Genomic DNA, 14,138 nt, shown 5'->3' with positions numbered 1-14,138 from the left:
TGGCGTCATGCCCTCCGCCGAGCTCGCCGACGCCCGCACCGCCCTGCACGCCCAGTGGGAGCGCCTGCGGTCCTGGATCGCCGACGTGGTCGACGACGACGTCGCGGACGACCCGTCCGTGCTCGACGGGTGGACCGTCGCGGAGCTCGTCGCGCACCTGGGCCGCGCGATGGAGGCGCTCGCGGTGTGCGTGCCGCTGCCCGACGGCACCGTGCCGTACACGTTCGGCGAGTACGTCGGGACGTACGTCGCCCGCGCCGCGGACATCGCGGAGACCACCCGCCAGCTGGCGGTGGACATCGCGCACGACCCGGTCGGGGAGGTGGACGCCCGAGCGCGGGCGGCCTTCGCGCGGCTCGACGAGCTCGGGCCCGACGACCTCGTCGTGCAGGCCCGCCGCGGTCCGGTGCTGCTCAGCACGATGGCCGTGTCGCGGGTGCTGGAGCTCGTGGTGCACGCGGACGACCTGGCGCGGTCGGTGCCGCGCGGCCCGGACCCCGTCGACCCCGGCGCCCTGCGGCTCGTCGCCGACGCGCTGCTCGAGATCGTCGTGGCGCGTGGAGGCTGGAGCCTCGAGATCGCCGACCCGCGCCTGTGGGTCCGCCTCGCGGCCGGCCGGCAGGCGTACGACGTCGACCTGCTGGCCGTCGCCCTGCACCCGCGCTACACCTCCGACGGGGTGCCGGACCTCGGTCGGATGCTGCCGATCCTCTAGGTCAGCTCCACGACGGTGAGCAGCTGGCGGCTCACCAGGCCGACCGTCCGCGCGAGCGAGTCCCGGACCGCGGCGGGGACGAACGGGACGCCACGCAGGTGCCACAGGGTGAGCCCGGAGACCCACGCGGCGTCACGCGCCTTGTCGATGGAGAAGTTCGACACCAGGTCCGCCACCGGGGACGCGGCCGAGCCGTAGCGGACCACCGCCTCGTCGAGGAACGAGCGCCTGATCGGCCGCACGACCTCCGCCAGGACGGCGTTCACCTGCTCGAAGTCCGCGCGGATCGACCCCGACTCCGGCTCACGTCGGCGCGCCCGGCAGGTGGCGACGAGGGCGATCGCGAGGTCGTGGTTGATGTGGGCGTTCATCCCCGCGAGCGCCAGCTGGATCGGCAGCACGCCGCGGGTCGCCCGGCGCTCGATCAGCGGCTCCCACGCCTTCGACACCGGCCGGCCGGCCGCGAGCGCGCGCGGCACGTCGAGGAAGACCTGCGCGAACCGCACGTCGAGGTCCTCGATGAAGGCGGGGTCGGCGAACGTGCCGTCGGTCACGCGGTCCGCGACCAGCGCAGTGACCTGGCGGTACACGTCGATGAACACACCGATCCCGTCCCGCCGGGGCAGCCCGGCTCGGACCCGGTCCATCTCCGCGACGACCGCCCCGATCGCTCCGCTGCTCACGCCGTCCAGCATCACAGAGCAGGCGCCCGACGGATACGTTGGGCCCGTGCTCGCCGCCTACGCCGCCCGGTTCTCGTCCGACGACCCCGTCAGCGCGCTCGAGGTCGGTGAGCAGCCGGCACCGGAGCGCCGGGAGAACTGGTCGGTCGTCGACGTGCGGGCCGCCGCACTGAACCACCACGACGTGTGGACCCTGCGCGGGGTCGGTCTCCGGGCCGAGGCGCTGCCGATGATCCTGGGCACGGACGCCGCGGGGGTCACGGCCGACGGGCGCGAGGTCGTCGTGCACGGGGTCGTCGGCGGGGCGAGCGGGCACGGCGTGGGGGCCGACGAGCCCCGCAGCCTCCTGTCCGAGCGGTACCCCGGGACCCTCGCGGAGCAGGTCGCCGTGCCCACCTGGAACGTGGTGGACAAGCCCGCGGAGCTGAGCTTCGTCGAGGCCGCGTGCCTGCCGACCGCCTGGCTCACCGCCTACCGCATGCTCTTCCGGTCCGGGGGCGCCACGCCCGGGCAGCGGGTCCTGGTCCAGGGCGCCGGCGGCGGGCTGGCCACGGCGGCGATCCTCCTCGGTGCCGCAGCGGGGCTCGAGGTGATCGTGACCAGCCGCTCCGACGAGCGCCGGACGCGCGCGCTCGGCCTCGGTGCCGCCGCGGCGGTGGAGCCCGGCGCGCGCGTGCCACGCGTCGACATCGTGCTGGAGAGCGTCGGCAGGGCCACCTGGTCGCACTCGGTGCGGTCCGTGCGGCCGGGCGGGACGATCGTCGTCGCCGGAGCCACGAGCGGGGACGCCGAGCCGGCCGAGCTCACGCGGATCTTCTTCCAGGAGATCACCGTCGTCGGCACCACCATGGGCACCCGCGATGACCTCGGGCACCTGCTCGCGTTCCTCGCCCGCACCGGGGTGCGCCCGTTGGTCGACTCCACGTACCCGCTCACTCGCGCGCGCGACGCCCTGCGGCGGCTCGTCGACGGCGACCAGTTCGGCAAGATCGTGCTCGAGCCTTGACGGGCGGCGGATGGGCCGAGGACATCCTGGGGCCCGACTACCAGGTGCGGACGCTCGTGCTCCAGCCCGACGACGAGGGCGACGTCGTCGCGAGCCTGGTCCGCCACGCCCCGCCGAGCGCGGAGCCGCTGCGCCCGTCGCGCGCGATCCTCTACCTCCACGGCTGGTCCGACTACTTCTTCCAGACCGGCCTCGCCGAGTACTGGCACGCCCGCGGGGCCGCGTTCTACGCCCTCGACCTGCGCAAGTACGGCCGCAGCCTGCGACCGGGCCAGACGCCCGGGTACGTCGCGGACCTGGAGACCTACGACGAGGAGATCGAGGCGGCGCTCGACGTCGTCACGACGGACCTCGGTGCGCGCGCCCGCGTCATGGTCATGGGCCACTCGACCGGCGGCCTCGTCGCGGCCCTGTGGGCGAACCGGCACCCCGGCGAGCTCAGCGGCCTGGTGCTCAACAGCCCGTGGCTCGAGCTGCAGGGGTCGTCGGTGCTCCGGCACATCAGCGCCCCGGCGGTCGCGCGGATCGCCCGGTTCCAGCCGAAGGCGCCGATGCCCAACATCGACCCCGGCTACTACGCCCGCACCCTGAGCAGCGCCAGCGGCGGCGAGTGGACCTACGACACCACCTGGCGGCCGACGCCGTCGTTCCCCGTCCGCGCCGGCTGGCTGCAGGCCATCATGTCGGGGCACGCCCGCGTCGCCCGAGGGCTGAGCATCGAGGCGCCGATCCTCATGTGCGCGTCCAGCCGGACCGTCATCAGCCCGCGGTGGAGCGAGGACATGCGGCACGCCGACGTGGTGCTCGACGTCGAGCTCCTCGCGCGGCGCGCGGTGCAGCTGGGGTCGAACGTGACCGTCGTCCGGATCCGCGACGGCGTGCACGACCTCGCGCTGTCGCCCCGGCCGGTGCGCGACCGGTTCTACGCGGAGATCGACCGCTGGTCCTCGGCCTACGGCTGGGGCTGAGCGGTCCTCACGGACGCAGGATGCCCGTGGCCTCGGCGAGCGTCGGGCCGCCCTCGCCCAGCCGCCACGCCCGCCAGCCGTCGATCGGGTTCTCCGCCGAGACCGACGCCGACGCAGCCTCGTCGGGGTCGGCGTGCAGCTCCCCCGTCGGGAGCTCGATCAGGCCGTCCGTGCGCAGCATCGCGAGGAGGCGTTGACCGCGGCGCTCGCGGACCCAGACGAGCGTCGTGATCGCGCGCCGGCTCTTGGCGAGAGTGGCCAGCTCCGGCAGGGGCTGCTGACCGCCGTCCGGCCACGACTCGCGGACCGGGGCGATCTCCTTGGTGGTCGTCTGGTGCCCGGCCGGGATCGGCGACGTGGGCGGGCGGACCGTCGGGAAGCTCGACGAGATGGGCAACGGGGCGGGCAGCGGGGCGGACGGGCGCGGGCCCGTGACCGGCTCGGCGCGGTCCCGCGGCGGGGTGCGGGGCACCAGCTGGTCGGCGGCGGACCGCAGCCCGAACACCGGGGTGAGGGTGGCGGGCGCGTCGTGGACCGTCGACGACACCCGCGGCTTGTCCGCGGTCGGTGGTGGGACGTGCGTCGAGACGGGCGCCGGGGTCGGTCGAGGGGCCGCGCGCGGGGTCGCCTGCGGGATCGGGGCCGTCGTCGGCGGCGTGCGCAGCGGGGTCGGTGCAGGCACGGCCGGCGTCGCCACCGGGGGCGGCGTCACGGCACGCAGCTCGCCCGTGGCGGGCGTGCGCACGTGCGGGACGGGCGGGAGGTTCTGCTCGAACTGGCTGCCCGAGGCGAAGCCCTCGCTCGAGCGCACCAGCCGCAGGGCGGTCGGCTCGACGGAGCGGCGCGCACCCTCGTGCGTGGCCAGCGGGGAGACGTCCAGGAGCCGCCGGTCGTCGACCCCGCGCACCACGCCGACCTGCAGCACGTCGACGTGCCGGCCGGGGCCGCGCAGGAAGCCGAGCGTGTCACCGGCCTCGGCGGCGACCTCCGAGCAGAGGAGCACCAGACGCACGCCCTCGCGGCGGTTGGACTGTGCGCCGAACGCCGCCTGCTCCCGGAACGCCGCGAAGTCGACCGCGAACCTGCTGGGGTCCGGGTGGTAGGCCCGCGCCAGGTCCGTCGTGGTCATCCGGGACGCCGCCCCGGCGTGCCGGAGCGCCGCGATGACGGCGTCGTCGTCGACGACCTGCACGACGTCCACGACGACCGCGCGACCCGTCGCGTCCAGCGCGAGCAGCTCGGGCAGGTCGGCGTGGTCCGGTGCGTTGGTACGGGACCGGACCGCGAACAGGGGCTCGCCGGCGATGGCGGCGAGGTGGTGCGCCAGGAGGGACGCGCACTCCTGCGCGAACGAGCCGGTCAGAGGCTGCATCGGCTGGACGAGGCGCGGCCGGCCGTCGTCGAGCTCGAAGAGAGGCATCAGTCCCGGCCTTCCTGGGCACGCCGCCGCCAGCTGCACGTTCCCGCTCGTCCGCACGCGCGCCCCGACCGGCACACGTGCGACCACACTGTCCCACAGCACGCTCGGCCAGTCAGCCCGTCGGCCCGGCGTGCCCGGGCAAGATCGGTCACATCACTCGAACGTGGTCAGCGCCGCCTCGACGCGCTCGACCTTGCCCGTCAGCTCGCCGTCGTGGCCCGGGCGGATGTCCGCCTTCAGCACGAGGCTGACCCGGTCGCCGTGCCGGCCGACCGCCTCGGTCGCACGCTTCACGACGTCCATCACCTCGTCCCACTCGCCCTCTATCGTGGTGAACATCGCGTCGGTGCGGTTCGGGAGACCGGACTCGCGGACGATGCGCACGGCATCGGCGACGGCGGCGGTCACGGACTCGCCCGCACCGAGCGGGGCGACGGAGAAGGCGACGAGCATGCGGTCAGCCTAGGCGCGCGCACGCAGGTGCGACGCGAGCAGCTCGGCCAGGTGCACGCCGTGCACGCCGGCCAGGTGGTCGGCCTGCGTGCGGCACGAGAAGCCGTCGGCCAGGTAGACGTCCCCGGGGGCCGCGTCCCGGAGCGCCGGGAGCAGCGCGTTCTCCGCGACCGCCACCGACACGTCGTAGTGGCCCTTCTCCATGCCGAAGTTGCCGGCCAGCCCGCAGCAGCCCGCGAGCGCGGAGAACTGTGCGCCCGCGTCGGTGAGCAGGCGGCGGTCGGCGGTCCAGGTCATCACGGAGTGGTGGTGGCAGTGCGGCTGCACGACCGCCGTCACCTCCGAGAGGTCCGGGACCTGCCAGCGGTCGCCGGGGCCGATGGGGGCGGGCGCGGTGAGCAGCTCGGCGAGCGTGCGGGTCTCCCGGGCGACCGCGACGGCGCGCGGGTCGTCGGGCAGCAGGTCGCGCAGGTCCGAGCGCAGGACCGCGGTGCAGGACGGCTCCAGCCCGACGATCGGGATGCCGTTGACGGCGAACGGCCCGAGCACGCCGAGCAGGTGGGTGAGCTGCTTCCGGGCACCGTCGAGCTGGCCGGTGCTGATCCACGTGAGGCCGCAGCACGCGTCGTCCTGCGGGACGAGCACCTCGTAGCCGGCGTCGACGAGCACCGCCACCGCGGCCTGGGCGACGGACGGGGAGAGCGTGTCGGAGAACGAGTCGGTCCAGAGCACGACCTGCGGCTTGCGCCCGCCGGTCCCCTTGCCGGGACGTCCGAGGAACTGGTCGTCCGCCACGGCCTCCACCTCGTTGCGTCCGAGCAGCTGGTCCTCGTGACGCTCGCTCCCGCGGACGTTGCGGGTGAGCGTGACGGTGTCGCGTCCCTCGGCGCGGACCCAGGAGCGGAACGGTCGGCGGGCGAACGTGACCATCTGGCGGCGTGTGTCCATGCCACCGCCGGCGAGCACCGCGCGCGCGACCGGCCGGACGCCGAGCGCCGCGTTCGTCAGGGCCGCCAGCCCGGGGACGCGGGTGATCAGCCGTGCCCAGCGGGGCAGCCAGCCGAGGGCGTAGTGCGACACCGGACGCACCTTGCCGCGATATGTACGGTGCAGCACCTCGGACTTGTACTGAGCCATGTCGACGCCCGCCGGGCAGTCCGACGAGCACGCCTTGCAGGACAGGCACAGGTCGAGGGAGTCGTGCACCTCGGGCGACGCCCAGCCGCCCGACACGAGCGTGCCGTTCGCCATCTCCTGCAGGACGCGCGCCCGCCCCCGGGTGGAGTCCTTCTCGTCCTTCGTCGCCAGGTACGACGGGCACATGAACCCGCCGGTCGCGGTGCTGTCCGCGCGGCACTTGCCCACGCCGACGCAGCGGTGCAGCGCGGTGGTTAGGTCACCGGCGTCGTGCGTAAACGAGAAGCCGTGACCGTCGGACAGCAGCGGGCGGGCCCACGGGCGGCGCAGGTCGGCGTCCAGCGGGTTCGGGTGGACGAGCACGCCGGGGTTGAGCAGGTCGCGCGGGTCGAGGAGGTCCTTGAACGCGCCGAACAGGTCGATCGCCTTCGCGGAGTACATGACGGGGAGCAGCTCCGAGCGGGCGCGACCGTCGCCGTGCTCCCCGGACAGCGAGCCGCCGTGGGAGGCGACGAGCGTGGCCGCGTCGGTCATGAACGCGCGCAGCGGGTTTCCGGAGCGCTCCAGCGGGATGTCGAGACGCAGGTGCACGCACCCGTCGCCGAAGTGCCCGTAGGCCAGACCGTCGACCTCGTGCGACGCCATGAGCGCCTCGAGCTCGCGCAGGTACGCGCCCAGCCGCTCCGGCGGCACCGCCGAGTCCTCGAACCCGGGCCACGCCTGCTCGCCCGACGGGGTCCGCCCACCGAGGCCGGCACCGTCCTCGCGGATCCGCCACATCGCGGCGGCCTCGGGACCGGGCGGGAACAGCCCGACGGCCGCGGTCCCCGCGTCGGCGGCCAGCGCGCGCGCCCGGTCCAGCGCCTCGTCGAGCGAGTCCCCGCCGACCTCCACCATGAGCCAGCCACCCCCGGCCGGCAGGGGCGGCACGGCGGCGGCTCCGCGCACGCGACGCACGACGTCGACCAGCCGGGAGTCCATCCCCTCGATCGCCAGCGGAGCGTGCGCGAGCAGCGCGGGGACCGCGTCCGCGGCCGCGGGCATGTCGGGGTAGCCGAGGACGACGAGCACGGGCGCCGCGGCGACCGGGACCAGCCGGACCGTCGCGCCGAGCAGCGTGGCGACCGTCCCCTCCGTGCCGACCAGCGCCTTGGCCAGGTCGGTGCCCTTCTCGGGCAGCAGGTGCTCGAGGGAGTAGCCGGAGACCTGCCGGCCGAACCGGCCCAGCTCGGTGCGCAGGATGTCGAGGTTCCCGCGGACGAGGGCGTCCAGACCGGGCACGACGTCCAGCGCGCCCGCACCGGAGCGGGCCTCGAACCGCCGACCGGTGCCGTCCACGACGTCGAGCGCGAGGACGTTGTCGGCGGTGCGGCCGTAGGCGACCGCGCGGGGACCGCAGGCGTTGTTGCCGATCATCCCGCCGAGCGTCGCGCGCGCCTGCGTGGAGGGGTCGGGGCCGAACCGCAGGCCGTGCGGTGCGGCGGCCTTCTGCAGGCTGGCCATGACGACACCGGGCTCGATGCGGGCGGTCTGCGCCTCCGGGTCGATGTCCAGGATCCGGTTCACGTGCCGTGAGAAGTCGAGCACCACGCCGGTGCCGACCGCGTTGCCCGCGACGGAGGTCCCCCCGCCGCGCGCGGTCAGCGGGACGCCCAAGGACCGGGTGACCTCCAGGGCGGCGAGCACGTCGTCGGTGTCCTGCGGGAACGCCACGACCTGCGGGACCACGCGGTAGTTGGACGCGTCCGTGGAGTACTCGGCCCGGCGGCGCGTGCTGTCGTCGACCGCTCCGCGCAGCGCGGACCGCAGCGCCTGCACGACGTCGGCGCTGCTCACGTCCCCTGTCACGGTCTCGGTCACGGCCACCACGGGGGCAGTCTCCCATCGGCGGCCCGCTCCCCCGCACACCCGCCAGGGAGTGGTCATCCGCCCGGGCTCACCGGGGCGGAAGGTTCCGTGTGTCCCTGTTCACACCGGTCTGCCCCGAAAAGTCCCCCTTTCGAGGCGCTTCGACTCGCTACCGTCTCGCGGGCCCTCCGACCGGAGCGCTCGTTCCCCGAACGAGAAGATGATGATGCGCACCTTCACCACCCGTGTCGTGACCCCCGTCCTCCTGGCTGTGGCGCTCGTCGGCGTCTCCGGCTGCGGCATCCTCGACCAGGCCGCCGAGCCGGCCGTGCGCGACGAGACGTCGGGCGAGATCACCGAGTCGAGCGAGGCCGACGTCTTCTCGCTGAAGGTGGGCGACTGCCTCGATCAGCAGGCGGACGACGAGGCGACCGAGGTCTCCTCGGTGCCGACCGTCCCGTGCGCCGAGCCGCACGACAGCGAGGCCTACGCGGCGACCGACCTGCCCGAGGGCGACTTCCCGGGCGACCAGTCCGTGACCGACTCCGCCGACACGTTCTGCTACGACGAGTTCGCGACGTTCATCGGCCTGTCGTACGACGAGTCGTCCCTCGACCTGGCGTCCTTCTACCCGACGCAGGAGTCCTGGGCCGAGGGCGACCGCGAGATCATGTGCTTCGTCTCCTCGCCCGACGGCCCGGTGACGGGAACGCTGGCGGCCTCCGCCCGCTGACCCCCTCCGGAGGGGACGCAACGTCCGCACTCGGACGGGGGCGAGCCCTGTCGAGTGCGGACGTTGCGGGGTTGGGAAGGGGTCAGGCGAGGGAGGCGTCCAGGGTGATCTCCGTGCCCGTCAGGGCCTTGCTCACCGGGCACGTGGCTTTGGCGGTCTCCGCGGCCGTGCGGAAGCCGTCGGCGTCGAGGCCCTCGACCTCGCCGCGGACCGTCAGGGCGATGCCGCTGATGCGGAAGCCGCCGGCGGGGTCGGGGCGCAGGGTGACGTCGGCGCTGACCTCGAGCGCGACCGGGGTGCCTCCGGCCTCGGCGATCACGGCGGACAGCTGCATGGCGAAGCAGGACGAGTGCGCAGCGGCGATGAGCTCCTCCGGGCTCGTCGTGCCGTCGGCGCTCTCGGCGGCGCGCTTGGGGAACGAGACGTCGAACGTGGCGGCGCCGGAGCTCGTGAGCTCGACCTGACCGCTGCCCTCCATGAGGGTCCCGTTCCAGGCGGTGCGTGAGGTGCGCGTGGGCATGGTGCTCCTTGGGTGGGGTCGAGCGGGCGGACGCCCGCAGCACCACGCTAGGCAGCCGACGGGCTCAGCGCGCGCGTTCCAGGTGCCCGGTGACGATCTGGTTGGGCGCTCCGGCCTGTCGCAGGGCCCATGCTGCCCGAGCGTGCAGGGTGCGCCGCTCGTCAGGGTCGAGGCCGTTGTAGAGGGCCTCGCGCACCAGGTCGTGCCCGAACACGAGGCGGTCGCCGCGCGCCCGGACCACACCGGCGGCCAGTCCGTGGCGCAGGGTGCGCCAGCAGTCCGCGACCGGGTCGCCGGCCAGCGAGGCGAGGTCGGCGATGACGAAGGACGTGCCCAGCACGGAGGCCTGGCCGAGCAGGGCGAGCACGTCGGCGCCGAGGTACTCGACACGACGGCGGACCACGTCGTCGAGCGGGGACATCCAGCGGGTGCCGGTCGAGTCGAGCACGCCGTCCGAGGCGACCAGCGCACCCGCGGCCCGGGCGGTGCGCACGACGTCGGCGATCAGCCGCGGGTTGCCGCCCGTGGTCGCGAGCGTGCCACGCAGCGACGGTCCGACGGGCCCGCCGACGAGGTTCTCGGCCAGCTCGACGGTCGCGCGCGCGTTCAGGGGCCGCAGCTCCAGGTACCGGGCTCCGGCGCGGGTCCACGCGGCCACGAGCTCCGCCAGCTCGGGGCGGTACGGGACCGGACGCATCGTGAGCACCACGAGCGCCCGCGGCACCGCACCCTCCCGCGCCAGCTGGAGGAGCACCGCGAGCGACGGGGCGTCGGCCTCGTGCACGTCCTCGAGCACGAGGGCCCACGGCCGGAGGTCGCCGTGGCGCCGCAGGAGGGCGGCGAACAGCTCCGCCGCCCGGTCGTACCGGGCGCCCGAGCTCGCCGGGTCGGCGTACATCGCGTCCAGCAGGTCCGCCAGCTCGGTCTCGACGGGACTGCGCCCCGGGCCGTGACCTCCGGCGGCGGGCGACCGCACGAGGAGCGCGTCCGACAGGAGCGCGAACGGCCAGCCCCGCACGGCCGTGGCCTGGGCGGCGCGCAGCTCGACGTCGAGGAGCCGCGCGGAGCCGCGCAGGGCGTCGACCAGGCTGGTCTTCCCGACCCCGGCCTCGCCCTCGAGGAGGACGGTCACACCAACCCCGTCGGCAGCCGTCGACAGCAGGTCGTCGAGGTCGTCGAGCTCGGCGGCACGGCCGACGAGAGGCCATGTCCGCCCCGGCTCGGCCGAGGTGCTCATGCGCCCGATCGTAGGGCCGCGAGGCGGGTGCGGACCGATCTGTGCACAGTCCGGGATCAGCCGGTGTACTCCCAGTGCCACGCCTCGGGCTTGCTGCCGCCCCAGGTGGCCCAGGACGGGAGGTCCCAGTGGAGGTCGGGGGCGTGCGCCGCCATCCACCGGTGCTGCCGCGTCCCGAACGAGTCGATGCCGCCGCCGAGGTCGACCGCGATGCCGCTGCCGTGGTTCGACGTCCCGGGCGTCGCGCACAGGTAGCCCTTGGTGCGCTTGCACGCGACCTGGCCGGCGTAGGAGCGGTAGGAGTCGTTGACGACGAGGTTCGAGCCGAACTGCGCGCGGTAGGCGACGTTGAGGACGTCGAGCTGCTCGGCGGCGTCGCAGCGCAGGCGCACGGACGCGTCGAAGCTGACGCCGCAGAGGGCGGAGTCCGGGATCTTGCCGTTGGAGTACCCGAGGAGGGACTGCTTCCAGGCTGCCCGCTGGGCTGCCTGGGCGGCTGCGGCCTGGGCGGCGGCGTCGGCGGCGGCCTGCGCCGCGGCGGCGGCTGCGGCTGCCTCGGCGGCGGCCTGCGCGGCGGCCGCTGCGGCGGCGGCGTCCGCGACGCGCTTGGCCTCGGCGCTCTGCCGGACCGTGCTGGTGAGGGTCGCGACCGCGGCCACGGCCTCCCGCAGCTCGGCGGTCGTCTCGTCCTCCTTGCCGGCGGCCGGCGGGACCAGCGGCACGGTGGGCGGTGCGGGCGTCTGCTCGAACACGGAGGCGGGGTCGATGGGGGCCGCCGGGTCGGCGGCGACGGGAGCCGGGACCGGGGCCGTGGCGGTGGCCGGGACGTCCGCGGCGGCCCGCTCGGCCGACCGGGAGGTGGCGGGGTCCCGGTCGAGGTCGGGCTCCTCGCCCGTGGCCTCGACCAGCAGCTCGTCCAGTCGGGCGGTCGCGGCCTCGAGGGCCTCGAGCTGCGCGGCGTCGATGGCGACCTGGGCGCCCTCGGCCTGGACGGTCTGGGCGACCTCGATCGCGTCGGCGGCGACGTCGACGGCACCGGCGCGGGCGCGCTCCACCTGGACCGCACCGGGCACCAGCGCGGTGGGGATGAGCGCGCTCCCACCGTCGCCGGCGGTCGCGGACACGGTGACCATGACGCACATGCTCATGGCGAGCGCCGCGACCACCCCACCCTGTGCGAGGCGGGCGGGATGAGTGGCTGCACGCGTGGGCGCAGGGCGCGCCGCGGCGTGGCGACCACTCGCGGGCCGACCTCGGAACGGAATCTTGTAACTCACGCGTAACACGTTAAGTTCATCGGACGGCCGTCCAGGACACTTGAGCCCTCTGGGCGGGGGAGATCTCGTGAGGATTCCGTTACGGCTTCGTCACATAATTCATAGGTTCGGCCGGATACGATTCCGTCGTGGCCCCTGAACTGCCGTCCGAGACACCCCACCCACGCGGTCTCGACGACCTCTACGACATCGCCCGGCTGGCCGAGCGGCTCGGGGTCGAGCACGCCACCATCCGCGTCTGGCTCTCCCGCAAGGTGCCGTGGCTCCCGCAGCCGGACGGACGGCTCAACGGCGGCGCCGTGTGGCGCGCGACGACGCTCGAGGGCATCGAGATGCGCCGCGAGCGAGGACGCCCCGGACGCAAGCCGAAGTTCGTCCCGGCGGCGTCCGCAGCCGACGTGCCGCGCACCGGGATGATCCCCGTCGTCGCCGCCGCACGGTCGAGCAGCAGCTAGAGGACCGTCAGCCGCAGCGCCCCGGGCGCCCACGCGGGCACCGCCGGACGCACGGGACGCACGGGCGCCAGCCGGACGTACGGCTCCCCCGGCGCCGGCCGCGGATCGGGCTCACCCACGTTGGGCCAGAGCGCGAGTGCGCGCTCGGCCTGCGCGGTGATGGTCAGCGACGGGTTGACCCCGAGGTTCGCCGAGACCGTCGACCCGTCGACGACGTGCAGCCCGGGATACCCGAAGACCCGGTGGTACGGGTCGACCACACCGTCGGCGGCGGACCTGCCGATCGTGCAGCCGCCCAGGAAGTGCGCCGTCATCGGCACGTCGGCGACCTCGCCCAGGCTGCTCGCCGCAAAACCCCCGAGGTGGACGGCCATCCGCCGGTAGGCGGCGTTCGCCGCGGGGATCCACGTCGGGTTGGGCTCGCCCTCGCCAGGGGTGGACGTCAACCGGGTGGTGCCGCGCCAGGTCCGCCGCGGACGCACCGTGATCGAGGCCGCGCCGGTCTGCATGACGAGCCCGATGACGGTGCGCTGGGACCAGCTGCCCAGCCCGAGCACGATCGAGGCGACCTGTCCCGGGTGCCGCAGGACGGTGCCCAGCCAGCGCACCGGCCGGGGTACGCGCCCGCCGCCGTCGGTGAGCACCGTGCTCAGCAGGCCCATGAGCTGCGACCCCCGCCCGTACCGCACCGGTTCGAGGTGGGTGTGGTCGTCGAGGTGCACCGACGACGTGATGGCGACGCCGCGGGTCATGTCGGGTCGTCGTCGCCGGCCGCGCCACCGGGTCGCCGCCCCGCCGAGAGACTCGCTGTTGGTGCGGGTCAGCACGCCGAGCCGGTCGGACAGACCGGGCAGCGTGCCGTCCGCCTTCAGCCGGTGCAGGAGCTCCTGCGTGCCCCAGGTCCCCGCGGCGAGCACCACCTGACCGGCCGTCACCGTCCGGTCGCCGCCCCGCCGCCCGGTCCGGGTCGTCGCGACCTCCCACTCCTGCCCGCGCGGCCGGACCGAGGTCACGGTCGTCTCCGCGACCACGCGCGCGCCCGCCCGCTCCGCCAGGTACAGGTAGTTCGTCGGCAGGGTGTTCTTCGCGCCGTGCCGGCAGCCCGTCATGCACTCGCCGCACTCGAGGCACCCGCGCCGCGCCGGCCCGGCACCCCCGAAGAACGGGTCCGGCACCACCGCGCCGGGCGTCCCGAACACCACGCCCACGGGGGCGAGCCGGAACGTGTGCCCGACGCCCAGGTCCTCGGCGGTCCTGCGCACGACCTCGTCGGCGGGCGTGGTGGTGGGGTTGTCGACGACGCCGAGCATGCGGCTCGCCTGGTCGTAGAACGGTGTCAGCTCCGCGCGCCAGTCGGTGATGCCCGCCCACTGGGGGTCCCGGTAGAACGCGTCGGACGCCGGCCGGTAGAGGGTGTTCGCGTAGTTGAGCGACCCGCCGCCGACGCCCGCGCCCGCCAGCACCACGACGTCGGGCAGCACGTGGATCCGCTGGAGGCCGAGCCAGCCCAGGCGCGGTGCCCAGAGGAACCGGCTGACGTCCCACGACGTGCGGGGCAGGGTCTCGTCGGTGAACCGTCGGCCCGCCTCGAGCACCAGGACGCGGTAGCCCTTCTCGACGAGGCGCAGCGCGGCCACGGACCCGCCGAACCCGGACCCGACGACCACGACGTCGTACTCGGCCACA

General features: G+C 74.8%; 13 protein-coding genes. 5 read left to right on the top strand and 8 right to left on the bottom strand.

Translation table 11 applies throughout. The annotated features are described in order from the left end of the window. Positions 1–7 precede the first annotated feature (7 nt). Positions 8–715, top strand: a complete 708-nt coding sequence (locus CTE05_RS16770; protein ID WP_146847451.1) for a maleylpyruvate isomerase N-terminal domain-containing protein — start codon at positions 8–10, stop codon at positions 713–715. Here the strand turns inward: CTE05_RS16770 and CTE05_RS16765 are convergent. Next, positions 712–1,398: a DUF5995 family protein gene (locus CTE05_RS16765; RefSeq protein ID WP_146847450.1), complete on the bottom strand. Its 687-nt coding sequence runs from the start codon at positions 1,396–1,398 to the stop codon at positions 712–714. The two genes, CTE05_RS16770 and CTE05_RS16765, sit on opposite strands and share 4 nt — an antisense overlap. A 46-nt stretch (positions 1,399–1,444) precedes the next feature. Here CTE05_RS16765 and CTE05_RS16760 point away from each other — a divergent pair, with 46 nt between their 5' ends. Beyond that, complete coding sequence (locus CTE05_RS16760; RefSeq protein WP_146847449.1) at positions 1,445–2,404, top strand: zinc-binding dehydrogenase; 960 nt, start codon at positions 1,445–1,447, stop codon at positions 2,402–2,404. Continuing rightward, complete coding sequence (locus CTE05_RS16755; protein ID WP_146847448.1) at positions 2,401–3,372, top strand: alpha/beta hydrolase; 972 nt, start codon at positions 2,401–2,403, stop codon at positions 3,370–3,372. The genes CTE05_RS16760 and CTE05_RS16755 overlap by 4 nt, the downstream gene beginning before the upstream one ends. Positions 3,373–3,379: 7 nt before the next feature. Here the strand turns inward: CTE05_RS16755 and CTE05_RS20770 are convergent, their stop codons facing one another. The 3 genes from CTE05_RS20770 to CTE05_RS16740 all read right to left on the bottom strand — a co-directional run bounded on the left by CTE05_RS20770 (position 3,380) and on the right by CTE05_RS16740 (position 8,308). Next, positions 3,380–4,792: a hypothetical protein gene (locus CTE05_RS20770; RefSeq protein WP_146847447.1), complete on the bottom strand. Its 1,413-nt coding sequence runs from the start codon at positions 4,790–4,792 to the stop codon at positions 3,380–3,382. Positions 4,793–4,945: 153 nt separating this feature from the next. Further along, positions 4,946–5,245 carry an MTH1187 family thiamine-binding protein gene (locus CTE05_RS16745; RefSeq protein WP_146847446.1) on the bottom strand — a complete coding sequence of 100 codons (300 nt, stop codon included), beginning with the start codon at positions 5,243–5,245 and terminating at the stop codon, positions 4,946–4,948. A gap of 9 nt (positions 5,246–5,254) precedes the next feature. After that, entirely contained in the window at positions 5,255–8,308 is a 3,054-nt protein-coding gene (locus CTE05_RS16740; RefSeq protein WP_146847445.1) for an FAD-binding and (Fe-S)-binding domain-containing protein, read from the bottom strand. Between the two features lie 148 nt (positions 8,309–8,456). On the opposite strand from CTE05_RS16740, the gene CTE05_RS16735 reads away from it, so the two are divergent. Next, a complete protein-coding gene (locus tag CTE05_RS16735; RefSeq protein ID WP_186814911.1) occupies positions 8,457–8,963 on the top strand; it encodes a septum formation family protein in 507 nt (168 codons plus the stop codon). An 82-nt stretch (positions 8,964–9,045) separates the two neighbouring features. Here the strand turns inward: CTE05_RS16735 and CTE05_RS16730 are convergent, their stop codons facing one another. The 3 genes from CTE05_RS16730 to CTE05_RS16720 all read right to left on the bottom strand — a co-directional run bounded on the left by CTE05_RS16730 (position 9,046) and on the right by CTE05_RS16720 (position 11,853). Further along, the gene (locus CTE05_RS16730; protein ID WP_146847443.1) at positions 9,046–9,483 is read right to left on the bottom strand and encodes an OsmC family peroxiredoxin; all 438 of its coding nucleotides are present in this window, start codon (positions 9,481–9,483) and stop codon (positions 9,046–9,048) included. Positions 9,484–9,547: 64 nt separating this feature from the next. Beyond that, positions 9,548–10,720 carry an AAA family ATPase gene (locus tag CTE05_RS16725; protein ID WP_146847442.1) on the bottom strand — a complete coding sequence of 391 codons (1,173 nt, stop codon included), beginning with the start codon at positions 10,718–10,720 and terminating at the stop codon, positions 9,548–9,550. Positions 10,721–10,776: 56 nt separating this feature from the next. Further along, the gene (locus CTE05_RS16720; RefSeq protein WP_146847441.1) at positions 10,777–11,853 is read right to left on the bottom strand and encodes a M15 family metallopeptidase; all 1,077 of its coding nucleotides are present in this window, start codon (positions 11,851–11,853) and stop codon (positions 10,777–10,779) included. Positions 11,854–12,125: 272 nt separating this feature from the next. On the opposite strand from CTE05_RS16720, the gene CTE05_RS16715 reads away from it, so the two are divergent. Beyond that, a complete protein-coding gene (locus tag CTE05_RS16715) occupies positions 12,126–12,452 on the top strand; it encodes a hypothetical protein (protein WP_146847440.1) in 327 nt (108 codons plus the stop codon). On the opposite strand, the gene CTE05_RS16710 is transcribed toward CTE05_RS16715, so the two are convergent. Next, positions 12,449–14,137 (bottom strand): GMC oxidoreductase, encoded by a 1,689-nt coding sequence (locus CTE05_RS16710; RefSeq protein ID WP_146847439.1) that lies wholly within the window; start codon positions 14,135–14,137, stop codon positions 12,449–12,451. The two genes, CTE05_RS16715 and CTE05_RS16710, sit on opposite strands and share 4 nt — an antisense overlap. Position 14,138 lies beyond the last annotated feature (1 nt).

This window comes from Cellulomonas terrae (assembly GCF_007990265.1).
Classification (GTDB): domain Bacteria; phylum Actinomycetota; class Actinomycetes; order Actinomycetales; family Cellulomonadaceae; genus Cellulomonas; species Cellulomonas terrae.
The sequence above is the reverse complement of the archived record's forward strand: the minus strand, read 5'-3'. Positions and strand labels throughout refer to the sequence as shown.